This is a genomic window from Sphingobacterium kitahiroshimense (assembly GCF_025961315.1).
GTDB classification, from domain to species: Bacteria; Bacteroidota; Bacteroidia; order Sphingobacteriales; family Sphingobacteriaceae; genus Sphingobacterium; species Sphingobacterium anhuiense.
The window spans coordinates 342896-369875 of the sequence record NZ_JAOQNK010000001.1 but is presented as its reverse complement, the minus strand read 5'-3'; the positions used below and the strand labels follow the sequence as shown (position 1 = coordinate 369875).

The window sequence follows — 26980 nt, the reverse complement described above, 5'->3', positions numbered from 1 at the left end:
TCATTATTTAAAAATTAAAATTCAAGCCCAAAGAATATGTTCTTTGAAATGGATAAGCAGTTCTATCCCCTACAATCTCTGGATCTAAATAATCCATCAATTTCGTAAATTCAAAAAGATTTTCGCCGCTGGCAAATAAACGAACGCGATCCACTCCCCATCGATCTGTCAACGATTTTGGAAAAGTATAACCGACCGTAATATTTTTAACCCTTAAATAGCCCGCATTTTGTAAATATTTAGTTTGTGTAGCTGCCAATTCGATTCCACTTTGCTCAGCTACATAAGATTTAGGTCTAGGCAAGTATCCATTTGGATTATCTGGCGTCCAGTGATCTAAATTAAATTTTGTCAAACTCGCCCAAGGTTGAGCATAGATACCCCAAAAGTAATGGTCGCCTCCAGGAGGATAATAATTTCTCTTACCGACACCTTGCAAAAATATACGAAGGTCTATACCATTCCATGCCGATGTTAAATCAAGGCCATAATTGTATCGCTGTCTTGAGTTACCGATCACTTTATAATCACCATGATTTGCTAATGTCCAATCACCGTTATTGATCTTTCCATCTCCGTTTATGTCCGCAAATTTAAGATCACCTGGCTCGAGGCCTCTTGTACCCGGATAAGAAGTAACATCATTCTGATCAGCATGTGCCTCTATTTCTGCTGCTGACTGAAAAAAACCTAATGTGGTCAATCCCCACATTTCACCGATCTCCTGTCCTACATAGTAATCATTTAAGTTATTTTTAGGATTGCTAAATTTTTCTATGTAAGCACGGCTGTCAGCAAGATTAAATCGAGTTGCAAAGGAAAGAGGTTTAGAACCGACCATAAACTCTTTATTAAAACCAAGGGTTAACTCCCAACCTTTTGTCTTTAAATCTGCTGCATTTTCTAATGGTACTCCGGTACCGAGAACAATAGGTAACGTACGACCCGCAGTCAGCATATCTTTTGTCATACGTTGATACAAATCAAATGATCCAAAAAATTGATTACCAAAAAGGCCGATATCTACTCCGAAATTTGATTGTGTAACTGTTTCCCAAGTTAACGTAGGCGAGACCAAACCAGGACTTGTTACATAAGCAGGGCGTTTACCATCTAACACAATACTTGTACCTTTTCCCATATTTGCGATATATGGATAATAGTTATCACGCAGATCTTGATTAGCCAATGACCCATAGGATCCGCGTAACTTCAAATTTGAAACAGACGCACTTAGCGGAGCAAAAAAGTTCTCCTTTGAAATCACCCAAGCCCCAGAAACTGATGGGTTAAATGCAAATCGATCTTTTTTAGGAAATCTTGAAGAACCGTCATATCTCAGATTTGATTCAAAAATATATCGCTCTTTATAACTGTAGTTAATTCTAGCAAATGCACCTCTGACCGACCATGCATAGTCAGATGCACCAACTGAAGGTGTTTCTCCTGTGGCTAGTCCAATAGTAGGCAAAGAATTGGCAATCAATTGATCACGTGAGGCAGAAAACGACTCATAAATACGTTCTTCCTGATTAAAACCAACCATTAATGAAAAATAGTGATCCTTTAATGTCTGTTGGTACTGTGAATACACATTATATACATTATAGCGGGTTTCATCACTTCCATTTGAAGCTGAGCTATTGAAAGCTTGGCGTTTGATAACACCTGGACCTGTACTAAATTCCAGTGGCACCACAAAATAATGACTTTTACCGGATACCCTTCTAAATGTTGCATCACCATTTAAAGTCCAAACATTTTTTAGTAGATCGATCTTAGCTCCAAAACTGCTTTGAAAATCATTGACTCTGCGAACACTTCTTCCTCCATCGGCAACAGCACCGATCATACTTACACCGGCTTCTGTATAGGTTCCGTCAGGATTGCTTACCGTATTTAATGAGGGCTGGCGGTTAACATTATGCCAATAAAGATAACCTTGATCAATAGCAGATGGTTGGTCATATTTATCTGCAGTATAGGTTGTATTATTAGATAATGTAAACCAATCAGTTAATTTATAATCTCCCTTAGCTCTAAAATTGTAGCGATCATAGGTATCTGGACTGATTCTGAGCATACCATTTTGTCTATAATACTCTCCAGAAAGATAAAATGAAGACTTTTCATTTTTTTGAGATATATTGATGTTGTTCGTGTAAGAAGGCTGAATATCTTTATATACTTCTTTGAACCAGTCTGTTGAACCTAAATAGATATAAGCATTAGGATTTTTTGGATCCACAATCACACGTGGTAATGAAGGATCATCATTTAAAGCTTTACCATATTCGAGCATCCTTTCATCATAAAGATTATACCAAGGAGCACCCATGATATTCCTATACTTCATGACTTCATATGGATTATCTTCAATGTCGACCGTTCTAGTTATTGCTTTAGCTGCAAAAATTGAATTGGCGGCTACTTTTATCTCTTTAGTTGTTCCTGTTTTTGTCGTTACTAAGACCACACCAAAAGCAGCCCGGCTACCATAGATTGCTGCAGATGCGGCATCTTTTAAAACCGTAACACTAGAAATATCAATGGGATTCATTCTGTTTAATTCATCATTTGTGGCCGGAACGCCATCAATCACAATTAATGGTCCACCGCCAGATAATGATGTATACCCCCTTACATTAATCCCAGGTGAACTATTTGCTCTACCACTCGTAGGCGTTATGTTTAGATTAGCCATAGCTCCCTGTAGCCCAGTGCCAACATTAGTAATCGGTCTGCTATCCAAAAACTTTTCACTGATCTGGTCAACAGCACCAGATAAATTGACTCTTTTTTGAGTTCCATAACCCACGACAATAACTTCATCCAAGTGCGACTCTGCGCTTTCCATTCGGATATTGATCACCTTTTGATTTGCAACCTGAACCTCTTGATCTTTGTAGCCTAAAAAACGGAAAAGTAAAATGCCATTTTCTGGTACACGAAGAGAAAACCGTCCATCTGCATCTGTCTTTGTCGAAAGGCCAGATACTCCCAAAACGGATACAGTTACACCCCGCATAACCCCAATAGAATCACGCACTGTACCAGATATTTCAATATCTGTTTTATTTCTTTCAGTAATAACGATTGTCCCCCCCATTATCTCAAATGCAAGATTTTGACCTTTTAGTGCCCGATTTAAGACGGTTCGAACATCTGATTTAGAAACAGACACATCTACAAGATCGGTCTGCTCCAGTAATTTTTCATCGTAAAAAAAACGCAATTTAGTCTGCTTAGATATCTCTTTCAGCACATGCTCTATCTTCGCATTCTTCATCGAAATATTTACATTCTGAGCATATCCCGATGCTTGGGCCCCGAGTGTAAACAACACAACCAGCATACAAATTAACTTCATAATTAGCAGGATTTTAAAAACATAGGCATAGGGTCGACTCCTCCGATCATCCCGGATTATTATAGGAGAAAAAAAATTCATAACTTTGAATAGTTAAAGGTTGATTAATCTATAGAATTCACATTTCAATAAATTGCCTTTTTCCATTTGGGAGTGCGTCAACACTCCCTTTTTTTATGGATCTGGCCGTAAACTAGTATTTGTTAGGTTTCGATCATATCATTCAAATTTTAAGGTTTATAATTCTGTTATTTTATAATTACTTTTCGTCCATCAATTTCAAATTTTTTCTTAGTCACATATGCCAATGAATTTAGAATTTCGGAAAGTTTCAATTCACGACTTAAAGAGCCTTTATAAGATGAATTTAAGGTCAAAGCTTCAGCATTAATAATTTCAACATCATACCATCGCGCAATCTGTGATAAAATATCTTGAAGATTGTTGCCGTCAAAATAAAACTCTCCTCGTTGCCAAGCTATATGTTTTGAAACATCTGTTTGTTGGATTTTAATTTCATCACCTTTTATCAAAGCCTCTTCTCCCGGAAGCAACTCATGTTCGTGATTTCCTTTTAGAATCTTTACTTTACCTTCAACAAGAGTTGTATTCACTTGATCTGCATAAGCATTAATATTAAAACTTGTACCTAGAACTTCAACAGTACTACCTTCGACTTCAATGCGGAAGGGCCTATTCTTATCCTTTTTCACTTCAAAATAAGCTTCACCTGTGAGCTTTACCCGACGCTCTTTTACACCAAAAGCATCCGGATAATCTAGTGTAGAAGAAGAATTTAACCAAACCAATGTACCATCCTCTAATTCCAATTTATATGTGCCAGCATTGGGTACTTCTATAAAATAGTTGCTGGAATGCGGGACATTACTCTTACTTAGTTGATGGACTTTTATTTCACTTTTTTTACCCTTATAAGATAGATAAGCATAAGAAGACCCAGGCAGGATATCATTTTTATAAGTTCCAGTAGAATCTGGTATTTGTGCTGCCAAATGGACTTCCTTTAATTGAATATTATTTTTCACGAAGTATAATGTAGCAATACTCACGAGCACTATAACAGCGGCCGCTACGGAAAATCTTTTCCAGTCAAACATCTTTCTCACTGGATTTGAATCAGAAGTAACATCTAGTTGATCCATTACGATAGATTTTGATCTACCTAATGATTGAATCCGTTCGGTATCCGAAGTCTCTTGAGACTGGTCATCTTCAATTGAATAAAACCAATTCAAAAGCAGTCTATGTTCTTCAGGTGTACATTGACCATCCAGATATTTCTGAAGTAATTGTTTTTGAGAATCTATGGGTTTATTTTCCTTCATACATCCTTATAACCCGACTTTGGGTGAATAAGTACCGAAAAAAAGTAAAATAATTATTTGAGTTTAAATTTGAGTCTATTCAGCGCCATAGAAACATTATTTTTGACAGTCTGCTCAGATAAAGAAAGTTGATTGGCAATGTCTTTTATTGACATATCTTCACTCCTGCTGAGTCTAAAAACAGAACGCATAGTATCAGGCATACGAGACATTTCATTTTCTAAAAGCCTTGCAAGTTCTTTAGCGATCAGTTCATCTTCACTGGTAGTGCCGATAAGATATTGATCTTTATTAATCTCAAGATAATCAAGATGACGATTTCTTTTTTCACTTTTAATAAGCCAATCAATCATCTCATATTTGGCCGCTTTAAATAAGTAAGGATAAATGGAATCACCCACTTCAATTTTGCTTCGTCTATTCCACATAGAAATAAAAACTTCCTGTATTATATCTTCGACATCTGGAATAGATTCAATCCGCTTTTGGATAAAACGAAAAAGAATATCCGAATATCGATCGAATAAAATTGAAAAGGCCATTTTATTGTCCTTCTTTAATTCCTCAAACAATTCGCTATCAGACCACGTCTTCATGATTTCTTACTCTTGATCAATTTAAATTGCATACTAGAACTTTACATTTCTTCAGTTGCAAAGTTATAATTGGTGTGTTAAGATAGCGTTAATATAATATTTAACAAAAAACAAATCACATTTTTAATCTGGTTTTTATTAAAAATATTCATTAATCAACTAAAATGTAGTGATCTATCGATGCTACGGTTTTACATAAAAATGAAATAATTCCGGACTAAGACTGCTTATTTAGATAAATTAGTACCTCCACATATAAAATGCAAATTCTAATTATAGTACAAAAGCCCTAGGTATTTAAACATAGGGCTTTTGAACAGTGATTCATTTCCATCTATCAAATTTATAATGAACCTTTGAATTTGATACCTTTAAAAACCCGGATGGGGTTACCACGCTCTATTTCAGCATGATTATGCCATTGGAGGTCTTTTTCTTGCTTAACAGTCAGATCCTGCATATTCATGATCTTTAACGCAAGACGTTCTGTTGCTAATTTTTTATTTTGTAATTGGGATCTTGTATCCATTGCTACGACCATTAACCCTGTCGGCATATGAAGTGCGCGAACAGCAGAACTAACTTTATTTACATGTTGTCCACCAGGTCCCGAACTTCGTATCATTTGATAAAGAATATCATCTTCCGAAATTGCTACCTCATTCTTCTCATTAACAATAAACAAAGCAATGAACCAATTTTTTCTTTTATGAAAAGTACGAAATGGACTTGTACAAGTCCATTGCAAAGAACCTGTCCACGATTGAAGAAATATATCGATATCGTGTCCTGTTAATTTACAAATTGCAGATCTTATTAACTCCCCCTCACTCTGCTCTTGACTCACAATAGTCACCAATATCTGCTTTTCTAATGCTTCTCTTTTAAAAATACTTAACACCTTTGTAAGGAAAAAGTCACACTCCTTGGGTCCTTTTCCTGAACTTAATTGAATATATACTTCCATTTTATTAACTTTCCATACGAACAAATTTTGGTTTGAAAATTCCCAAAACTGTTACTAATTCTTTTTGATAACTCATCACTTTTTCAATATCCTTATAGGCCATCGGTGATTCGTCCATACTGCCTCCGATAACTTGAACACCAGCATCGGCTAATTTTTTACTCATTGCTGTTTTGGTAAAAAGGGATTTTGCATCAGCTCTCGAATATAATCGTCCCGCACCATGTGAAGCGGAATTTAAACTTCCCACATGTCCCAAGCCTTCTACTAAGTAGCCTGGTGCGGTCATCGATCCGGGGATAATTCCCAAAACACCTTTACCTGCCGGCGTCGCACCTTTACGATGTACAATACATTCCTGACCACCGACCATTTCCTTCCATGCAAAATTGTGATGATTTTCGATTGTCACTTCAATACGCTTACCCAAGGCCTTAGCAATCCGCTGATGGATATTTTCATGACATGCTTTTGCATAGTCTCCTGCCAAATTCATTGCTAACCAATATTCCTGCCCATCATGTGTATTTAGGTCTAACCAAGCAAGGTGCTGTACTTGACGTGGTAAAGGACATTGCTTTTTAGCCAGATATGTATAATGTTTTGCAATATTTGCTCCCAATCCACGAGAACCACTGTGTGACAATACGGCTAAGTATTCACCAGCAACAAGTTTCCATTCAGGTTTGGGGTGTGTAAGTTCAATAATTCCAAATTCAACGAAATGATTTCCACCACCTGAGGTTCCCAGTTGCTTATAAGCTTTGTCTTTCAAGCTTTTTAAAAGCGGGATGTCCTGAAATTCGGATCGATAGAATAACTCATGGTCACTTTTGTTTTTATGCGTTTCATACATTCCAAATTTTGTGTGTTCTGATAAGATATTTAAGAGCATCGCATCTTTCCCTCTTATGAACGAGGCTGGCAAATTAAAAATAGACATACTCATACGACATCCAATATCTACACCAACACCATAAGGAATAACAGCCTGATGTGTAGCTAAAACGCCCCCAATAGGTAGACCATATCCCGAATGTGCATCGGGCATTAATGCGCCCGCGACTGCAACAGGAAGTTTTAAAGCATCATAGAGTTGAAATTTAGCCTTTTCATCAATCACATCTTCTCCAAAAATGGAAAATGGAGCGCGCTGTTTCAATAACTCCTGCATTTTCACTTCAACAGGCTTGATCAAACCCTCTGCTAACTTGCCCCAAATCCCATGATGATGAAAGATGCTAGGGTTAGACAATACCGCACTTAATTCTTGTAAGACAGCTTCTTTCTTCTCACGCTTTCTATAACGTTGTATTTGATTTAAACCAATATTTATTGTATTATTTTGAGGAAAACCTAATTTTATGAGGTCTTTCCCTGAGATTTTACTTCCCATGATTGTATTATAAAATTGAAAAATGTGTTAAAAAAACACAGTGAATATTTGGAAACAAGTTCCAATAATTGTCAATTCGGGAAAATTTGCATGTAAAATATAGAATAAACAAAAAAGCCCGAATTATCTTCGGGCTTTTAATATAATGATTTGATAGAATCCTTTATATCTGGGCACGAAGAACCATGACCGCATCTTTTGCAGTAATGTTAATGGATGTTATAGTAACTATAGACATTTTTGTGTTCTCCGTTTAAAGGGTTATTATTATTTATCGTGACAAATATATTATTTATTTTGAATTAAGTAAAAATTATTTTAAAAAAAATAATACGGCAATGCCTTCTTCTTCAAAATATTCTAAAAAAGTGCTTGATATACACTATTACAATTTTTATTTTAATAGAAAAAATACTAAAATCACTTTCCGAAATTTTTCACTAAATAGATTTATTACAAATTGATCAATTAATGTCTAAAGTCTGATATGCTTTTGCAAGATTGACTAGTTCTGGTAAAGCTCTGAAAGTAAAATAAGCGATATCATCATCTTGTCTTTCCCGAAGAAGTTTGGTATAAGCATTGACACTTGCATTAATATGTTCCAAAAATAACTTGTTCCACTTACTTTCGGACTCATCACTGTAATATAAAAAAGATTTCTCTCCTGCTTTCCAGATCTGCTCAAACTGATTTTGATCTAGATCAATGGTTTTACCCTTGATAATGTCGACCAATATCGGTTGTGTATTTTTATAATAATTTCTGATCTGTTTGCATAATACAAGTATATCCTTATTCTTACTGTGTTTTTCCATTAACTGTGTCATCACCAGCCCCTCAGTTCTCATAAAAACAATGTCTCGCAGTATATGCTCATCTTTATAATCCTGCGAAATAACAGCCGAACTTTGAAAAAGTAAAAATATAGTTATGATAATTGAGTATGTTTTTGAATGTGCTTGCATACGATTTGAATTAATGATAAATATTGGGTTGTCACTATTTTACTATAATGGAAGCAATAAATGTGCTTTCTTTTGACAATCATCATTAAAACAGGTATTTATAATAATAAATAAAGAATTTACCACCTTTAAATGTATTTTTACTTAGAAAATTTTTTAAAGTCCAATGTACAAGTCTACTACACGACATCGAGACCAAGCTACAATTCTATTATCTTCCTATATTTTCATCATTATATGTAATTATCCTAGATTTAATAATTTCTATAAAATTCATGAACATAAATCCATTAATAAACGAATGCTAAAATATATAGCAACTACATTACGCTTAAAAAAGACAAATTCACAACTTAATATTATACTAATTATTTTAGTTTTATTTCATTTTTCAAATTAATTTTAGAAGGATTTTTGCACTCAAAAATTGAACTAATTTATTTAGTATTCGGAATCTCATTTTCTCTAATAAATGAGATTAAAAAGAGAAATTAAAATAGCTAACATTTTTAGTTTAATTGATAAACTAACTTATTTTCAATAAGATATAATCACAAATACTTGTGTTTCATTTTTAAGTCATATTATTAAAAGCACTATGAATCCCTTTAAAATCCATATTTAAAATATGTATAATAAGAAGATTTGCCAATGTTATTTTGAACAAAAAAATATGTGTTCGAAAGACAAGTTCATCCATTTAATTTAGATACTTTGCCAGTACTTCACCTATCACCATCTACTCCGCTATAAAAATACTTTACCCTCTGATGCAAGTAAATTCCATTTGAAAAATTTAAAGTCCTTTTTTTTCAACCTCAACACAGGTCACAGGAAAGCTTATAATTATATTTTCGATGTTTTTGTCGTAAACATAACTAGTAGCGTCAGAGGGTTTAAAACAATATAATATCGTAATCAAAAAAAATCCAACCTAGACTATAACTGTATTTTGATACCTAATGAAATATTACGCCCAGGAAGCGGCGCGAGGTATTTCAACAATGAGTTTTGAGGGCGTGCTTCTACATTTAGCAAATTATGACCCGATAAGTAATATGTAAAAACATACTCCCTAATTTTAAAAGAATAACCAACTTGTGCGGCGAGTAATGAATAAGATGGCATCGCTGGCTCAAGATTTATATTTTTCCCAAGGTAGCGTTGCTTTAAATAATGATCAAAAGTTGTATTCCAGTAAAAACTGTTCAAAGTCATCGTCGTAGATACGCCATATCTACTTGTTGGCAAATTAGGCATATAGTCGCCCTCCGCCCAAGTACGCATTTTATCATCAGCAGTATTTTTATTTTTGACAAGATCTGCAAAAGTATTTAACTCAAAACTATGTTTATCTTTCCATTTAAAATTATAGGAAGCTTCCAATTCCCATCCTTTGATTTCTGTATCAGAAGCACGCCACTCTTTCACCAGAAAACCGCCGGAACGAGATATACCGGTGTGACCGAGGTAAATATAATTATCATAATTGCTACTGAAGTATGTTGCTGCCAGATGGAATCCACCTAAATTTAATCCCGTACCAAGCTCATAAGATCTTGCCGTTTCTTTACTCAAACGATCATCTCCATTTTCCTCTACCAAAATTGCAAAATGGTCATTTCCCGCATACAGTTCGTTGACCTCTGGAGCACGCTCAGCATGAGAATATGACGCCTGAACATAAGCAATATTTAATAGATGATAACGAATATCACCAGAAAACTGATTCAGATCAAAATCTCTTGGTGTCAATTTTCCACCGGCCATGCCTCTACTGGGTGTGTAACTGTTATCAGAAAGAACACGTCTAGCCACCCAGTCATGACGATAACCGAAATTGACTGTAAATAAATTATGTTCATATTTCTGCAATACAAAAGCTCCCAATTCTCTACTTAGATTGTTGGGAAGATATTTCTGTTCCCCTACCCCATCCATCCGTATAAATGAAAAATCTAAACCACTTATAGCTGTCCAATCTTTACTGAACTGATGAAGTAGCTCCGATCTTGTCGTATGTCTACGTGTATTAAATTTGTTCACCTGATAAATACCGACAAGTTCACGATCATCAGCAAATTGCATCGAATAATTAAATTTTATTTCCGTTATTTGTGAAAAAGATGGTTTAATAGCGCTTTCCATTGATAGGATATGTGACCAAGCACGGGTATTGACGGGTTCATATATTGGAGCTGGCAAAACAACATCATGACTATGTTTTGGTTTTGCCGCTTGTGCAAATCCTGGCACACCATAATAACCTTCTAGAGCCCGGTAACCAATTCCCACGCTGTAGTTTTCTTTAATAAAGCTACTCCCAATATTAACCGAGCGGCTTTCAGCATGACTATTAGGCATAATACCACGAGTAACCGGAACATAATCTGTTATACCGTGAACAACTTGTGTGTAAAGGGCTGTTGCTGGGTCCTGCCCAGCAATGTATTGGTCATTAGTAGGATTAGGAACCTGCTTACCACCAATAAACGAGTATTGCTGAAAAGTATAAAGATCGGCCTCGGACAATCCCCAATCGGGGTCATTCATATGGTCTTTTACAAATTGACTAATATACGGATATAAGGACAGGTTGCGGATAGTTTCCCTATCTACGTGTACCTGTGCCATTGTTTCTGTCAAGTGATCGATAGTCGGGTCGTACGCAATAGGAGCTTTTGTATTTGCGGGAATCTTCAGGTTTTTATGACTCTGATTCATTCCTCCTATATTCCAAACCCAGTGTTTCCCAAGATTGCCGGCAATTTGTAAGGCCTGGCGATTACCACTATTAGTTCCAATTTCAACAATTGCTCTTCCTGACGATTTTTTTGAAAGTAATGACTGTGGAACGGTATTATCCTTGAGATCAACAGCTCCACCTATTGCCTTGCCACCATATCGTACACTTGCAGAACCTTTATAAATATCAATACCACTTAAATTATCCATATCCAGATTGACATTCAAATTAGGACTCATCCCAGAAAGGTCATGCATGGAAATTCCATTGCTAAGTATTTTTACTCTATTACCGCTTAAGCTCCGAATCATAACGCTTCCAGAATTTGGTCCAAAAGAAGCATTTTGCACACCAGAAATATGACTGAGACTCGAACTCAAAGTTTGTGTCTGGATCTGATCTAGCTTTTGTCTATTAATTTCTACGCGACGAATATTGTTTGTTTTTATGCCTATAACCTGTGCACTTGGAAGTTTTATATTTTTCAAAGTGTCAAGAGGTGTCTTAATTTGTCCCGAACTTTCCGCACAGAATAGTAAAAATGCGATGAAAAGAGGATAAGCAATAGTATTATTTGAGGTCATCATACCTTGTTTTACATATATTTTCATGCAAAGGTATAAAACAATACCGCTAATGCAACATAATTGCATTAGCGGTGAGCGATAATTATTTTCTCTTTTAGTTAGTAATACAGTTGGAGATTTTTAAAAAAAGTGAGAACATGCTTATAAACCTGCTCCTACTTTACTAAAAGACGGTTTTTAAATTGCTTCAACAAAATTTAAAATTATATTTATTCCTCAGATTAAATTTTTCTATGGTACTTATTATCCCGATCCAAATCATACTGTGATACAGAACCTTCTATTTATCAGAGTTTCAGCGACACCTCAGCTATATCTAGAAAAGTATAAGGCAAGCTTTTCATTAGTGCCTACCTAGAAAACTGAATTCCTTATAAAAATAGCAGAGGCATATTTTCAATCAACGTCAATACAGGTATTGTGACTGTACTAAAAGTGAAACATTGGAAGCTATAACTTAACAGATTTTAATTAAAACCCTTAAAATTATCGATATGAAGTTTACTACTGACCTCACTATGGTGATGGCCACTGAATCATAAAAGGTTACGCAAGCTCGCATTTTAATCAACGATAGATTACCTGCTTATCTCATTTTATAGGCTTCCCACCATTCATCCAACATGTCGATAACCGGCAGAATCGTTTTCCCCATTTCACTCAATTTGTATTCGACTCGTGGAGGTGATTCGAGATAAACTTGTCTACAGATGATACCATCGCGTTCAAGCTCACGTAACTGCAACGTTAATGTTGTCTGGGCCATATCTTCCATGTCTCTTCGTAACTCGCCGAAACGCTTTGGGCATTGCTGTGCGATGGTTTTAATTAGCAATACCTTCCATTTTCCACCTATAATTTTAAAAATTCCGTTGACATCGCAACAACTTTCCGAATTTTTGATTTTTTTTTCTTCCATAAGCCACTTATACTGAGCATTAGTGCATAAAACCATACTAAGTATGCATCTTATAACTACTTGATATCGCTAATTATCACGCTTAAATTTGATAGATAAAATTACTAAAAACAATTGATATGCGTTTCCAAATTACCGATTTACTCAAAGTTTCCGTGCTCTCTGCCGGCATATTTTTATTTGTGGTCGATCTCTTCATTATTAATGTATCTTTACCAACCATGCAGAAATCACTGCAACTCAGTACCAGCGATACTCAGTGGATCATTATTCTTTATGTCATTGGATATGCCAGTCTGCTCATCAGTTCCGGGAATGCGGGTAATTATTATGGCAGAAAAAAGATGTACCTCATCGGCATGCTGGGATTCACGATTTCGTCATTTATATGTGGCTTTTCTAATCATATCTTTATTTTACTGCTTGGCCGATTTTTACAGGGCGTAAGTTCTGGTATTATGGTCCCACAGGGAATTGCGTTGGTTACTTCACTCTTTAAACAAAAAGAGAAACGCACTCTAGCACTTGGTATTTATGGAAGTATAGCTGGTATAGCATCCGTACTCGGGCAATTGTTAGGCGGTATCCTGCCCGATCAGTCCTGGATGAGTGACAGTTGGAGGTTGATTTTTTTAGTAAATATTCCTGTAGGCATATTGGCACTATTGTTAGTTTATATCATCATTCCTTCTTTTAAACCTGATGTTAAAGCAAAAGTCAGTTACACGCCCATCATCCAACTGTTTGTTTTATTGATTGGATTAATCTGTCCCCTTATTCTGGGGCCTGAGTTACACTGGCCGGTATGGACCATAGTGCTACTTATTGTCTCAATCTTTCTCTTAGTTACATTTCTGCAGCAACAAAAAAAACGAGAACAGTATGGACTTTCATCTCTTATCAATTTCTCATTATTCAAAAACAAAACCTTCAATATAGGTCTAGGGGCCGCATTTAGCTATTATATGGTACAGGATGCTTATTTCATTATCAATTCTAACTATTTGCAAGTTAACAAAAACTTTACACCTACCATGACGGGTATCGCATTTGTATATCAAGGCATCGGATACGTCCTAGCGAGTATTATTGTAAGCAAACATGTTCAAAAAAATGGAAAATCAGTTATTTTATTTGGATTAGCAATCATGGTTGTAGGTTTAATAGCGCATTTGTATATTTATAATCAACCTACAATAACCATCCATCAGATCCATATCTTATTTTTCTTTTACGGCTTAGGTTGCGGTACTGTACTACCTTCACTTATGACAATGGCATTGAAGGATATTAAGACTGATTTAATCGGTACTGCATCCGGCATTTACCTCACCATTCAGCAGGTTTCTATCTGTATGGGTATTGCATTAGTAGTGGGTATTTACTTTCACAATCAAAATACAACACTTTTAGATATAGAAAACTTAAGTCATGCTTACAGCATAGCAACTCTCACTTCGATTACCTTATTAACATTTGTGATTTTTTTTATCTCGCTCTTACCATACAGAAAACAAAAATAATGAAGGGAAAAAAACTTCGATCACTAATCTGCTTAAAATAAGACTTCGTAATTTACATTTTTTTATTTATTTTAAACGCTTAAACCATTTTGAAGCAAAAGTAATTATGAAAAAATCACTCAATCTAGCACTAGCTTTACTATTAGGGTTCTCTGCCAATGCCCAACACAAACTTGATAAAATATGGGAAACAGATAGCATCATCAATCTACCTGAGTCTGTGCTACCCGATACGGAATCCGGAATTTTATATGTGTCAATCATGGGAAACAGTGCTGATGAGAAAGATGGAATCGGCGGTATCGGCAAATTGGACATGAACGGAAAAGTGATGGACCTAGAGTGGATTAGCGGACTTCATGCACCAAAAGGTTTAGCTAAGCACGGTAATACACTTTATGCTGCAGATATAACTGATGTTGTAGTTATCGACATACCTTCTAGTAAAATACTTCGTAAAATTCCAATTTCCGAATCCGTATTTTTAAACGATATTACTGTAAGTGACAAAGGTGTAGTTTATGTTTCAGATACACGAACAAAAAAAATTCATCAGATCATCAATAATAAACCAAGTATTTATCTTGAAAATATTAATGGAGTCAATGGATTAAAGGCGATTGGTAAAGATCTTTATATCGCCGGTGGTGATAAACAATTACTTAAAGCTAATGAAAAGAAAGAAATCACAGCTTTAGCAGAACTACCTTGTGGAGGAGATGGTATTGAGCCAGTCGGCAATGGAGATTTCGTATATTCCTGTTGGGGTGGCTACATTTATTATGTATATGCTAATGGCAAATCAGAATTACTTTTAGATAGCACAACAGAAAAGAAAAATACAGCAGATATCGGTTATGATCCTATCAAGAAGATCGTTTATGTACCTACGTTTTTCAAAAAGAGCGTTGCTGCTTATCAACTAAAATAACATATTTTATTACACCTTTTTTAATAATACTATAGTTGTTTGCAATTACTTTAAACAACTATAGTTTGTTTTTTTTGATCCATAAAATAATTTTGCCTAGATAAAGTATATTAAAAATACATCTGATAAAGGATCTATCGTCGATTTAAGTGCTTTATAAAAAATACGCTATAAGTGTACAAGCTGCACTAAACATGTTAAGTTTTAAAATTTATAACGATGACTTCGTGACTTTTCTTTGTCCAGTTTCGTTAAGAAAAAACGTTAAGATAATAGCTAGTATTATACCCCCTATCCAGAATAATCCTGTCGATTGAAAATGAGATGATTTGTTTATTCCTAAAGACAGCGTTTGTCCGAAAAACTTACTAAATATAGGATTTAATAGCGTAGTTACACTAAAAGTTATAAAGTTCATCGCTCCGGTAGCGCTACCTTTAACCTCATCTGGGTTAGACTCTTTAATAACTGAATAAGGAATCATTGCAGCTCCTGAAGCAACACCAAATATAAAATTAGTAGTATATACAGATATCAGATCTGGAAAAAAAAGAATCTGGCCAATTGCTAAAATCATAACCACAGCACCAACTAAAAGAACTGGCTTGCGCGCACCAATTTTATCCGTTATATAACCCAATAGCGGGCAACCTAGTACCCATCCCATAGGAATCATGGCACTTGCAATTGTTGCAGCATGAAAACTAAAATCTTTATCCTCCTGAAAAAAAGCCACACCCCAGGTCATGGCAAATATCGTTGTAGGAGCAAACAATAACCCTGATATCAAACCACATAACCAGGACTGAGGATTAGAAAAAACAACCTTATAGGGCCATAAAATACCTTTTGAATCTATGGTTTTCACAGATGCATTTTTATCTTCATTTTTCGGTATAATAAGTAACAGGCCGAAAGCCACTACGATAGTGATCAAACCAACTCCTAACCAAAAATCGCTCGTTTGTAGTCCTTTTTCAACCCACGGTCCAACGACAAACTGTCCAGCAGAGCCTGCAAGCATACCTACACATTGTGTAAATCCTATGGCAGTAGCTAGCGACTTCGCAGAAAATCCTTTTGAAGCAAGGTACACACATCCCGGAAAGGCAAATGCACAGCCAGCGCCTTGTAATAACCTGCCGGCATTACCAGCAAAAGAACTGGAGAGTACAAAAAGCAGGCAACCAAGACCTAAAATCAATGTACCTGTAAACAAAGAATATTTAGCCCCAAATTTATCAAGAGCAAGACCCGCCAATAAACTAACGATAGAATAGGTGTAATAGTAGGTGCCTATAATACTAATAAGATTAACCGATGTTACGTTAAATTGTTCAGCCAATTGGGGTAACATGACTGCAGGAGATGAACGGATAACATAATCTAAAAAATAGAATAAAAGTCCAAATATCCATGCAATAACATATAATCTGGTTGATGATACTTTTTTTAGTCCCATATTACTTCTTTTATCTATATAAAGATAAGAAATTTTAAACCACCGAATTCACCTAATTATATTAAATAATTAATCATGTTTAATCAATAATGAAATTTGTTTTTCTAAATGCTTATTTTGCTGATTAGCCTGTTCCATGGTCAAGCCAGAGGGAATGCCAGGTCTTTTATGCTTAGTATAGCGCAGCAAGGCTAGTTTCATTAGTTCTTGTTTCTTAAGAACAGCCTCATACAACTTGGGTAAATAAGTATGCTTAGCAACGTACTCATCCCACTTGATCACTTGCGGAAATGTAGGATTAAGATAGGAAATAATTGACCTGGCCATTAACCAGTGTCCCTCCTGCTCTGGATGTATACCATCCGGAGCCAGCTTATACGTGGGATCAATCCGTCTTCTGGATTCTAAGTATTTTTTCATGGGAAAATGAAGATCTATAACTTCCCAATTTTTATTCTTCCGCTGTTCTAATAGCCAAGTTGAATATCGATCCAATACTTGATTATATCCGTCAAGACCAAGATCTGGATCATCATGAACGGGCGGTGTAATCAATATAATCCGTTTTACACCACTTTTAAGCGCCTCCATATATAATTTTTCTATACCGTCCTGATAAGCTTTGAAACGCACACTGTCAAAAGGGAGATAAATGCCGTCATTCATTCCGTAACATGCAAAAACAACATCAGGTTTGATCTTCTGCAATATACTTTCCAACCGATCGAATAAACATGGTCTTGCAAATTCACCGTTCGCATGATTGTCCTCACTAAGCCCAGAAACAGTCTCACTTGGAAGCCCAAGGTTAATTATTGCAGTACCTTTTATAAAATGACTACTTAGAAGAACACTTTCTATCATCGCGACATATCGACCATCATAGGTGATGCTATTTCCAAGAAATAAAATCTTTTCGGCTCGATTCAAATGCAACAGAGAATTAGATTTTTGTTGCGCAACTAAAATCGAACAAAAAAAACTAACAATTATTAAAAGAGTATAATTTTTCATAAGTGGTATATTTATCAGGGAACTTTGTAAGTTAAAAATTTTTGCTATTTTCAATTAAAATTATGATGTTTAAATAATTTAAAGAATATGATCTGATAATTCTATGTCCAGAGACTAAATATAATATATTGGCTGGTAATTAATAGATTATTTTTGATTAAAATCCTCCAATTTTTGAAGTTAAAAAAACAATAGTAATCACCATTTAGTACTTTTAAAAAGTTTGATGGAATTAACCAAATGAGCTTTTGCTCTTAAAAATTTCCTCGGTTTAGACCAGGACTTAAAACAGAAAAATTTAATGTTGATTTTGCGATTGTCAAATCGCATATTTAACTTACTATTATGAACAAGGAAATTCAGGATTATATTATTACCTACTATCTGGATCTGATGTCGCCCGAAGAGAAGCTTGCATATAAACATGCTCATTCCACGCTAAAACTAGATGGCAGTGAAAATTTAGAGAAAATGCAACGAATATACCTGAAGACCGGATGGCTTACAAAGGATCAAACCGTATTGAGTCTTCTTAACAATGGTTTAGAAAAATTCAATGAAAATACGGCAACCCGCATATTGCGAGACCACCACCTGGATATCGTTTTCAATTATTGTCCAAAATGCCACAAGCTAGCCCGGACACCAACAGCAAAGCAATGCCGTTTTTGTTTTCACGACTGGCATAAAGAAAATAACAATATAACTGACTGTGATTTATAACTAAACACGTAGATTAAGATGCTTTGCAAAAAAGCACCGCTACATTTGAAGCATTCTTGAAACAACATGAAATCCCAATATTTCAGATATCTCCACTGAGACTAATAATTAATTTCCAGCTATTTTTATAAAAGGATATATGCATTATTAAATTTTAATGCAATTAAAGAAGATGAAATATTACTTATAGCAATTCTAAAAATAAGTTCTATTTAAATAGTATCTGTAAACAAGAGAGCTAAAACAGAAAACAAAGATGAATCTAAAAGTGGCTTTGTTTTCATTTTGTTCAACTATCTTTGCTTTGCATTATTATTTTAACATGAAATTACTAAAAGACCGAATCTTAAAGGATGGTAAAAGCTTTGAAGGCGGAATATTAAAAGTTGATAGTTTTATAAACCATCAGATGGACCCTATTCTTATGAAATCTATAGGTGTAGAGTTTGTCCGTCGCTTTGGGCATCTACCAATTAATAAAATTATAACGATTGAAGCAAGTGGCATTGCTCCTGCAATAATGCTTGGATATTTATTAGAACTTCCCGTGGTATTTGTCAAAAAAGCTGTTCCGAAAACAATGAATAATATGTTAACGGCCTCGGTTTATTCTTACACCAAAGATAAAACATATGATATATGTGTAAGTACTGACTTCTTAACTAAAACTGACCAGGTAGTTTTTATCGACGATTTCTTAGCCAACGGAAATGCTTCTATTGGTGTTTATGAACTGGTAAAGAAAGCTGGAGCCACCATGCTGGGTATGGGATTTATTATTGAAAAATCTTTTCAAAAGGGAAATGAGCGCCTACAGGAATTAAATATTCAAATAGAATCTCTCGCACGTATTAAAACATTAGGTGATAATCTTATCGAGTTTGAAGACTAAAAATTACCTCATTCTAATTTCATCTTCTGGCATAACGCTATAGCATCCAGCTATGGGGATCAACATTCATCATTAGTATTAAGAGGCTTTAGTTTTAACACTATAGCCTCATTTTTAAGCTTGTGAAAATCATTTTAGTCCTTCTTCTCATGAAGCGGAAAGCCACTACATCTTTGTTTTAAACAAACAAAAGTATTTCTAGTCATACTTAATATTAAAATCCTAAATTGTTTATATGATACTTTCAAAGCTTATCATATGTATACTTTTATTCAATATTTTACATTTCTGTAAATCAATATCAAAATAAATTATACAAACCGGTTTTGATATCTACTAATTCTAGTCTATTAATAATTTACAAATAAATACGTCTTTTTAAATGAAACAAAATCCCCTTCAAAATTGTTGATAAGACGTAAACTCCTATAATCTGCATTTTTATTAAATGGCTTATATGATGATGATTACAGATGGCTAAAGAGCGATTTATGCTGAAAGATAAGAGATCTGTATAATAATTATGAAGTAATTTGTCATGAAATCAGGTTATAATAGATCGTAACCAGTAATTAAACGATATGAATATGATAGAAAAAACAAAAATTGGTATCTGGATGGACCATTCATTTGCCAACTTGATGGATTATTCAATAAATCCTATGCAGACTAAAACTATTGAATGCAACTTTACCCATGAGGATAAGGAAGAGGCACTAAAACGTAGTGAAAGTGTCATGCATAATAAAAAACAGAATGAGCTATCCGAATATTATAAAGAAATAGCTAAAATAATCAAACAGTATGATGAAGTACTCATTTTTGGTCCAACTGATGCAAAGATTGAGCTATACAATACTATTAAAGATGATCTAGCATATGCTAAAATTAAAATCGGAATAAAACCTGCTGATAAAATGACCGAAAATCAGCAATACGCTTTTGTTCGAACATATTTCACCTCTAATTAATATTGAACGGATTCTTAAAACATCTGAGGGGAGACAAAACTTGATCAGCACTAAACTCCCCCTCTTGTATGATGTCTAAAAGGTAAATAAAATCAATATCAGTTCCTTTCATCGTCCTTAAAAAACTTTCACCTATTCACTAAACACTCCAAAATTTATGATATTCCTGTTTTATAGCTAAATATATATGAAGAAAAATGCTGATGTTATTATTATTGGTGGTGGCCTTGCAGGTTTAACAGCTGCATTACATTTAACAAAAAAAGGATTAAATGTCACATTAATTGAAAAATATAGTTATCCTCGTCATAAAGTCTGCGGGGAATATCTTTCAAAAGAAATATTACCTTATTTGAATTGGTTGAACTCAGACATTTTACAAGTATATCCAACAAATATTAACACACTTATATTTACTCATCAAAATGGTAAAACTGCAAAAGCAGACTTACCGTTGGGAGGCCTTGGCATCAGTAGGTATTCGCTGGATAATTCTCTATATCTACAAGCAGTAAAAATGGGATGTACCGTTATTAAAGCTACAGTAACAAAGGTAACATTTAATGAAAATGCATTCACAGTGATGACCGAAAATCAGATTTTAATAGCAGAAATCGTATTGGGAGCATTCGGGAAACGATCGAACGTGGATCAGGTCCTAAAACGTAATTTTATGAATAAAACTGCCCCGTGGCTAGCCGTAAAAGGACATTATTCCGGAGAATTTCCTGATGATGTAGTAGCACTACATAACTTTAAGGGTGGTTATTGTGGTATTACAAAAGTTGAAGACAATACTATAAATATGTGCTACCTGGCTGATTTAAAATCATTTAAAAAGCACAAGAATATAACAGAATTTGAACAAAATGTTCTTTACAAGAATAAACACATCAAATACTTTTTTGAAAATAGCACATTACTTTTTGATAAACCACTTACAATAAGTCAAATATCATTTGATAAAAAACCGATCATCGAAAACCATATATTAATGATCGGTGATACTGCCGGCCTTATCCATCCCCTCTGTGGCAATGGCATGGCCATGGCTATGCACAGTGCTAAAATTTCGTCAGAGCTAATCGTCGACTATTACACAGGTAAAATCGTATCCCGAAAATTATTAGAAAAAAAATTCACACAACAATGGAAACAAAATTTCGAAAAGAGACTCTTAATCGGAAACCTGTTATCGAAAGCACTTCAACATCAAACCATCACAATAGTATTGATCAGGATCGCAACGATGTTCCCCTCTCTTCTTCCTTTGATAATAAAGCAAACACACGGTAAAGCAATAACAATCAAATGAGAATAAATACCGATAATAGGACAGAAAAAACCGAATTAATGGATGATTTTTCACTCCAAGGTGAAGAATTACGAGAAGCTCTAGATAAAATTGCACGCATCAATCAATTTCTTGGAGGCAATAGTATTACACTTAATGGCGTAAAGCAATTGTTAGCACACGTTGATCGATCTAAACATATCACTGTTGCAGATATAGGTTGCGGTAACGGTGATATGTTACGTATGTTAGCCGAATACGGTATTAAGAACAATATTAATTTTAAAATGATCGGTATAGATGCAAATGAATATACGATCAACTATGCTCGAAAATTATCAACAAGCTACGCTAATATTGACTATGTATGCACTGATATATTTGAAGAAAATTTCAAGACATTAAAATACGATATTGCACTTTGCACCTTAACTATTCATCATTTTACTAATGAAAAAATAATAGATTTAATTACTATCTTTAGTCATAATGCCTCTGTAGGAATAGTTATAAACGATTTACAGCGCAGCAAATTTGCTTATAGACTTTACCAAATGGTATGTTTTGTTTTTAGATTAAACAGGATGTTGCAAGAAGATGGATGTACATCGATATTGAGAGGATTTAAAAGAAATGAACTACAAAGTTTTGCAAGAAAACTAAATTTAAAGAATTATACCATCCAATGGAAATGGGCCTTTCGTTACCAATGGATTATACCTAAACTATGAGTGTAAAGATCGTAACTGTTGCAAAACAACTGCCGAAATATTCAAGCGATACAGTTGAAATACTTCCTATGCTAGATACTTGGCTTTATGGACAAGAAACACGTTTTATAAAAAAAGTAAAAAAAATATTTGAAGGTGCGGCAGTAAATACACGGTATTCAATTATGGATCCTATTGAAGTATTTACAGCAACTTCTTTTGAAGATAAAAATAACATTTACAGCCGTGAAGTTATTATCCTTGGTGAACAAGTGCTTGAGAAAGCACTTAAAAAAGCGGGATGGGATCCAAGCACCTTAGACTATATTATTACTGTAAGTTGCACCGGTATTATAATCCCTTCTTTAGATGCGTATCTTATAAATAAACTGAAACTACGACAGGATATCGTCAGATTGCCAGTTACAGAGATGGGCTGTGTAGCAGGAGTATCGGGTTTGTTATATGCCAAAAACTTCCTCAAAGGCAATCCTAACAAACGAGCCGCAGTAATAGCGATTGAAGCTCCGACTGCTACATTTCAACTGGATGATTTTTCAATGTCAAATATTGTAAGCGCGGCTATTTTTGGTGATGGGGCAGCTTGTTGTCTACTTTCTTCTTATGAAGAAGATTATGGTCCCAACATACTTGATGAACAGATGTATCACTTCTTTAATACGGAGCATATTATGGGATTTAAACTGACCAATAGTGGTTTGAAAATGATACTTGGCACTGAAGTTCCGGATACCATAGCACAACATTTTGGTGATATTATACATCCGTTCTTAAAGAAAAATAATTTAGAAATCAGAAACATAGACCATATGATATTTCATCCCGGAGGAAAAAAAATCGTAATGACGGTCGAAAAACTATTTTCAGAATGGGGTAAAAATATTGATCACACAAAAGAAATATTATTGCAATATGGCAATATGTCAAGTGCAACTGTTCTTTACGTCCTAGAGCGCGTCATGGATAAAAATCCCATACAGGGAGAATTAGGGTTGATGTTAAGTTTTGGTCCAGGATTTTCTGCCCAAGGGCTTTTATTAAAATGGTAATGTACAATGAACGTAAAAGATATTATAGCAAAATTACCCTATACTAAACCATTTTTATTTGTCGATGAGCTGCTTCATATTGATGAAAATGGAAGTATGGGTACATATACCTTCGATGAAAATCTAGATTTCTATAAGGGACATTTTAAAGAAAAACCGGTTACTCCTGGAGTGATTTTAACAGAAACTATGGCGCAGATAGGTCTTGTTTGTCTCGGCATTTACCTTCTTAATAATGAGCTAAAAAATACTTCAATTGCATTTACATCTGTCGAAATGCAATTTTTAAAACCTGTATATCCAAATGAAAAAGTTACTGTAATTTCTCAAAAAATATATTTTAGATTCGGCAAACTCAAGTGTAACATCAGTATGAAAAACGAAGCCGAACAGATTGTTAGTCAAGGTATATTTTCAGGAATGTTAACCACTGAGCTATGAACCGAGTTGTAATAACGGGATTAGGGGTCGTTGCTCCAAATGGAGTTGGCGTACCTGCTTTTACCGATGCTATTAAAAATGGTATATCTGGAATACGCCAGGATGAACAATTACAGCAATTGCAGTTTTCTTGTCAGATCGCAGGAAAACCCCAAATTACAGATGAAATAAAGTCAGCGTATTTTACCGATCTTGAACTTAGAGGTTTTAACAGTAGCGGAATACTATATGGCGTCATTGCAGGTGTTGAAGCTTGGAAAAATGCCGGACTTCCGATAGAAAATAATAATGAGCCTGATTGGGACAGTGGAACTATATTTGGATCAGGAACATCAGGCATTGATAAATTGCGCGAAAGTATCTATAAAATTGATGATTTACAGACGCGTAAACTTGGTAGCAGTGTTGTTGCTCAAACTATGAATAGTGGTATAAGCGCATATCTGGGCGGAAAATTAGGACTAGGAAATCAGGTAACCACGAATTCTTCGGCATGCGCAACAGGGACCGAAGCAATAATAATGGCCTATGAGCGTATAAGATCAGGAAAAGCAAAACGCATATTAGCCGGCAGCACTTCAGATAGCGGCCCCTACATTTGGGCTGGATTTGATGCTTTAAGAGTTTGCAGTTCTAAATATAATGACAATCCTGAGGCAGGCTCCCGTCCTATGAGTGCAACAGCAGCAGGATTTGTACCTGCATCCGGTGCAGGAGCACTAATTATTGAGGACTTGGAAAGTGCGCTAAAACGAGGGGCAAATATTTATGCAGAAATTCTAGGTGGTAGTGTAAACTGTGGGGGACAGCGGGGAAATGGTACGATGACTGCTCCAAATAGCAAAGCTGTTCAAAGATGCATTATTGATGCTCTCAAAAACGCAGCTATTTCAGCAAATGATATTGACGCAATCAATGGTCATCTTACAGCAACTGCTAAAGATAGTATTGAAATAGAGAACTGGACAAAGGCATTGGGCAGAAGTCATATTGATTTTCCCTACGTCAATTCATTAAAGAGTTTGATAGGACATTGCCTCAGTGCTTCAGGAAGCATTGAAAGTGTAGCTACAGTTCTGCAACTTTATCATGGGTTTTTATTTGGAAATACAAATTGCGATGATCTACATCCAGAAATAGCAACTCATATTGATGCCTCAAAAATACCGACAAAATCTTTTAACATTAATTTAAATGTAATAGCCAAAGCTAGCTTTGGATTTGGTGATGTGAATGCTTGTGTAATATTTAAAAAATTTGAAATTTAATCTTATGAATAAAGAAATGTTGATAGGTAAGTTAAAGGAAATTATAAAACCTTATACCACGAATTTAGAAGCATACGAAAACCTAAATGAAGACACCGATTTTATTAATGATCTTAACATCAATTCTGCAAATCTGGTAGATATTGTACTCGATATTGAACAAATATTTGATGTTGTCATCGATAATGCTGATATGGAACGTATGTTAAACGTGAGAACAGCCGTCGAAATTATAGAAATCAAATTAGCGCAGAAGTGATTGGTAATGATATCATAGATATACAGAAATCCCGTCAAGAAAGTAATTGGAAACGACATGGGTTTCTGGAAAAACTATTTACAGAAGAAGAACAGTGCTTTATAGCCAATAGTTCTGATCCAGAAATTATAGTATGGCTGATGTGGAGCATGAAAGAAGCTGCGTACAAAATCCTAAATAGACAGACAAAAAAAAGAGAATTCATTCCTAAGAAACTGATTTGTAAAATATTATCACAAACCTGTTTTAGTGCAACTGGTCAAGTATTTTATAGTGGAAATATCTATCATACAAGAACTTTTTTAGCTGATGATTTTATCCATACTATTGCTGCTAATGACTTAGAAGATCTAGATCTCGTAGTGGAAATAGACAAAAAAGAAATGCTAAAAGATATAAATGGAATACCTTGGTTATGTATTACAAACTCAAATCAATATAAAGCAGCTTCAAATAGCAACCATGGTCGCTTTGAAAAGACAGTGACAATTAAAAGTAAATAATTCTAAATCAGGATCAGTTTAATTGCGAAAGTTGCTGAAACCATTTTTAGACAAGGAAAAACTTTAATGATAATTAAATATGCTCACGAATACATTAGTATCCCTTTTTGAAAGAGATCTGAAAAAATTAATAACTGAAATAGAACTTTATGAAAATGAATCCAATATTTGGCGGATTGAGAAAAAGATCTTGAATTCAGCGGGAAATTTAACCCTCCATTTAATTGGTAACTTAAACACTTATATAGGTAAAGAGATCGGGAAAACTAACTATGTAAGAAATAGAGATCTTGAATTTTTAGAAAAAAATGTTCCGAGAAAAGATCTAATTACGAAAATAGAAGATACAATTGAAACCATTAGACTTGCACTAAGCCAAATAGCAGATGAAGAATTAGATAGCGAATATCCCATTTTAGTGTTTTCAAAAAAGACTTCAACCGAGTTTTTTTTAATTCACCTGACAACCCATCTCGCTTATCATCTCGGACAAATAAATTATCATAGACGTTTAATCGAAAGCTAAAAAAAATTAAATAAGTTGAATTTCAATATCAAAAATCCCAAATAAAAATTAGCAATTTAATAACAGAAAGACCAAAAATAAAAATCCGGCTAACTGTTGCTGATTATTTTCCTGCAAGGTTAAGTTGGATACTTTTAGTCACAATAGGTTTGATTCTAATGACTTGTAAAAGTTTGGGAGAGGCAGATGAATATGACAACTTGATTAATATTATCAAATTAGGGTAATTTTAGGATATTAAAAAAAGCCATTCTTAAAAAGAATGGCTTTACTATTTATGTAAATAAAGGTAGATTTATTTCAATTTCCAGATCAATCCCATCATAATCCAACATTCTTAATATAATTTAAAACGAGGTCTAATTACGCTCCTTCTAAACACTGTAAATGCGCAGGTTGTTTAATAGCAAAAATGAGACCAAAGAAGCTATCTATTAAAAAATAATTATTGTTTTGCATAAAAATGTTTCAGTAAAGCTTACAAATAAAAAACGCAGT

23 protein-coding genes are annotated in these 26980 nt (G+C 34.6%); 13 read left to right on the top strand and 10 right to left on the bottom strand.

All coding sequences use genetic code 11. The annotated features are described in order from the left end of the window. Window positions 1-7 precede the first annotated feature (7 nt). The 8 genes from M2265_RS01600 to M2265_RS01565 form a co-directional block, all read right to left on the bottom strand. Window positions 8-3370, bottom strand: a complete 3363-nt coding sequence (locus M2265_RS01600) for a TonB-dependent receptor (RefSeq protein WP_243655374.1) — start codon at window positions 3368-3370, stop codon at window positions 8-10. Window positions 3371-3618: 248 nt separating this feature from the next. Then, the gene (locus M2265_RS01595; protein WP_132768340.1) at window positions 3619-4716 is read right to left on the bottom strand and encodes a FecR family protein; all 1098 of its coding nucleotides are present in this window, start codon (window positions 4714-4716) and stop codon (window positions 3619-3621) included. A 53-nt stretch (window positions 4717-4769) separates the two neighbouring features. After that, a complete protein-coding gene (locus M2265_RS01590; RefSeq protein WP_132768342.1) occupies window positions 4770-5312 on the bottom strand; it encodes an RNA polymerase sigma factor in 543 nt (180 codons plus the stop codon). Window positions 5313-5655: 343 nt separating this feature from the next. Then, window positions 5656-6279 carry a peptide chain release factor H gene (gene prfH / locus M2265_RS01585; protein WP_132768344.1) on the bottom strand — a complete coding sequence of 208 codons (624 nt, stop codon included), beginning with the start codon at window positions 6277-6279 and terminating at the stop codon, window positions 5656-5658. 4 nt (window positions 6280-6283) lie between these two features. After that, complete coding sequence (locus M2265_RS01580) at window positions 6284-7675, bottom strand: RtcB family protein (RefSeq protein WP_132768346.1); 1392 nt, start codon at window positions 7673-7675, stop codon at window positions 6284-6286. A gap of 464 nt (window positions 7676-8139) precedes the next feature. Continuing rightward, window positions 8140-8643 carry a hypothetical protein gene (locus M2265_RS01575; protein WP_021188363.1) on the bottom strand — a complete coding sequence of 168 codons (504 nt, stop codon included), beginning with the start codon at window positions 8641-8643 and terminating at the stop codon, window positions 8140-8142. A gap of 939 nt (window positions 8644-9582) precedes the next feature. After that, on the bottom strand, window positions 9583-12000 hold the full coding sequence (locus tag M2265_RS01570) for a TonB-dependent receptor (protein ID WP_243655375.1): 2418 nt from the start codon (window positions 11998-12000) through the stop codon (window positions 9583-9585). Window positions 12001-12562: 562 nt separating this feature from the next. Then, window positions 12563-12931, bottom strand: coding sequence for a winged helix-turn-helix transcriptional regulator (locus tag M2265_RS01565; RefSeq protein WP_132768348.1), 369 nt, complete (start codon window positions 12929-12931; stop codon window positions 12563-12565). Between the two features lie 83 nt (window positions 12932-13014). Between M2265_RS01565 and M2265_RS01560 the strand changes: the two genes are divergently transcribed. Together M2265_RS01560 and M2265_RS01555 are read left to right on the top strand one after the other, a co-directional pair. Further along, on the top strand, window positions 13015-14418 hold the full coding sequence (locus M2265_RS01560) for an MFS transporter (RefSeq protein ID WP_132768349.1): 1404 nt from the start codon (window positions 13015-13017) through the stop codon (window positions 14416-14418). 106 nt (window positions 14419-14524) lie between these two features. Next, window positions 14525-15349, top strand: a complete 825-nt coding sequence (locus M2265_RS01555) for a YncE family protein (RefSeq protein ID WP_132768351.1) — start codon at window positions 14525-14527, stop codon at window positions 15347-15349. Between the two features lie 211 nt (window positions 15350-15560). Here the strand turns inward: M2265_RS01555 and M2265_RS01550 are convergent, their stop codons facing one another. Together M2265_RS01550 and M2265_RS01545 are read right to left on the bottom strand one after the other, a co-directional pair. Beyond that, on the bottom strand, window positions 15561-16811 hold the full coding sequence (locus tag M2265_RS01550; RefSeq protein ID WP_132768353.1) for an MFS transporter: 1251 nt from the start codon (window positions 16809-16811) through the stop codon (window positions 15561-15563). A gap of 69 nt (window positions 16812-16880) precedes the next feature. After that, complete coding sequence (locus M2265_RS01545) at window positions 16881-17825, bottom strand: SGNH/GDSL hydrolase family protein (protein ID WP_132768355.1); 945 nt, start codon at window positions 17823-17825, stop codon at window positions 16881-16883. Between the two features lie 345 nt (window positions 17826-18170). On the opposite strand from M2265_RS01545, the gene M2265_RS01540 reads away from it, so the two are divergent. The 11 genes from M2265_RS01540 to M2265_RS01490 all read left to right on the top strand — a co-directional run bounded on the left by M2265_RS01540 (window position 18171) and on the right by M2265_RS01490 (window position 26482). Further along, the gene (locus M2265_RS01540; RefSeq protein WP_132768357.1) at window positions 18171-18548 is read left to right on the top strand and encodes a hypothetical protein; all 378 of its coding nucleotides are present in this window, start codon (window positions 18171-18173) and stop codon (window positions 18546-18548) included. A 256-nt stretch (window positions 18549-18804) separates the two neighbouring features. Then, on the top strand, window positions 18805-19440 hold the full coding sequence (gene xpt / locus M2265_RS01535; RefSeq protein WP_232789282.1) for a xanthine phosphoribosyltransferase: 636 nt from the start codon (window positions 18805-18807) through the stop codon (window positions 19438-19440). A gap of 587 nt (window positions 19441-20027) precedes the next feature. Next, window positions 20028-20411 carry a hypothetical protein gene (locus M2265_RS01530; RefSeq protein ID WP_132768359.1) on the top strand — a complete coding sequence of 128 codons (384 nt, stop codon included), beginning with the start codon at window positions 20028-20030 and terminating at the stop codon, window positions 20409-20411. Between the two features lie 187 nt (window positions 20412-20598). Then, window positions 20599-21726: an NAD(P)/FAD-dependent oxidoreductase gene (locus M2265_RS01525; protein WP_132768361.1), complete on the top strand. Its 1128-nt coding sequence runs from the start codon at window positions 20599-20601 to the stop codon at window positions 21724-21726. After that, window positions 21723-22436 (top strand): methyltransferase domain-containing protein, encoded by a 714-nt coding sequence (locus tag M2265_RS01520; RefSeq protein ID WP_132768363.1) that lies wholly within the window; start codon window positions 21723-21725, stop codon window positions 22434-22436. Before M2265_RS01525 ends, M2265_RS01520 begins: the two co-directional genes overlap by 4 nt. Next, on the top strand, window positions 22433-23485 hold the full coding sequence (locus M2265_RS01515; RefSeq protein WP_132768365.1) for a type III polyketide synthase: 1053 nt from the start codon (window positions 22433-22435) through the stop codon (window positions 23483-23485). Before M2265_RS01520 ends, M2265_RS01515 begins: the two co-directional genes overlap by 4 nt. 6 nt (window positions 23486-23491) lie before the next feature. Further along, entirely contained in the window at window positions 23492-23926 is a 435-nt protein-coding gene (locus tag M2265_RS01510) for a 3-hydroxyacyl-ACP dehydratase FabZ family protein (RefSeq protein WP_132768367.1), read from the top strand. Beyond that, a complete protein-coding gene (locus M2265_RS01505; RefSeq protein ID WP_132768369.1) occupies window positions 23923-25194 on the top strand; it encodes a beta-ketoacyl-[acyl-carrier-protein] synthase family protein in 1272 nt (423 codons plus the stop codon). Before M2265_RS01510 ends, M2265_RS01505 begins: the two co-directional genes overlap by 4 nt. A 4-nt stretch (window positions 25195-25198) precedes the next feature. Further along, a complete protein-coding gene (locus tag M2265_RS01500; RefSeq protein ID WP_132768371.1) occupies window positions 25199-25453 on the top strand; it encodes an acyl carrier protein in 255 nt (84 codons plus the stop codon). Beyond that, complete coding sequence (locus M2265_RS01495) at window positions 25450-25956, top strand: 4'-phosphopantetheinyl transferase superfamily protein (RefSeq protein ID WP_132768373.1); 507 nt, start codon at window positions 25450-25452, stop codon at window positions 25954-25956. The genes M2265_RS01500 and M2265_RS01495 overlap by 4 nt, the downstream gene beginning before the upstream one ends. A gap of 79 nt (window positions 25957-26035) precedes the next feature. Continuing rightward, window positions 26036-26482: a DUF1572 family protein gene (locus M2265_RS01490; RefSeq protein WP_021188340.1), complete on the top strand. Its 447-nt coding sequence runs from the start codon at window positions 26036-26038 to the stop codon at window positions 26480-26482. Window positions 26483-26980: the final 498 nt, after the last annotated feature.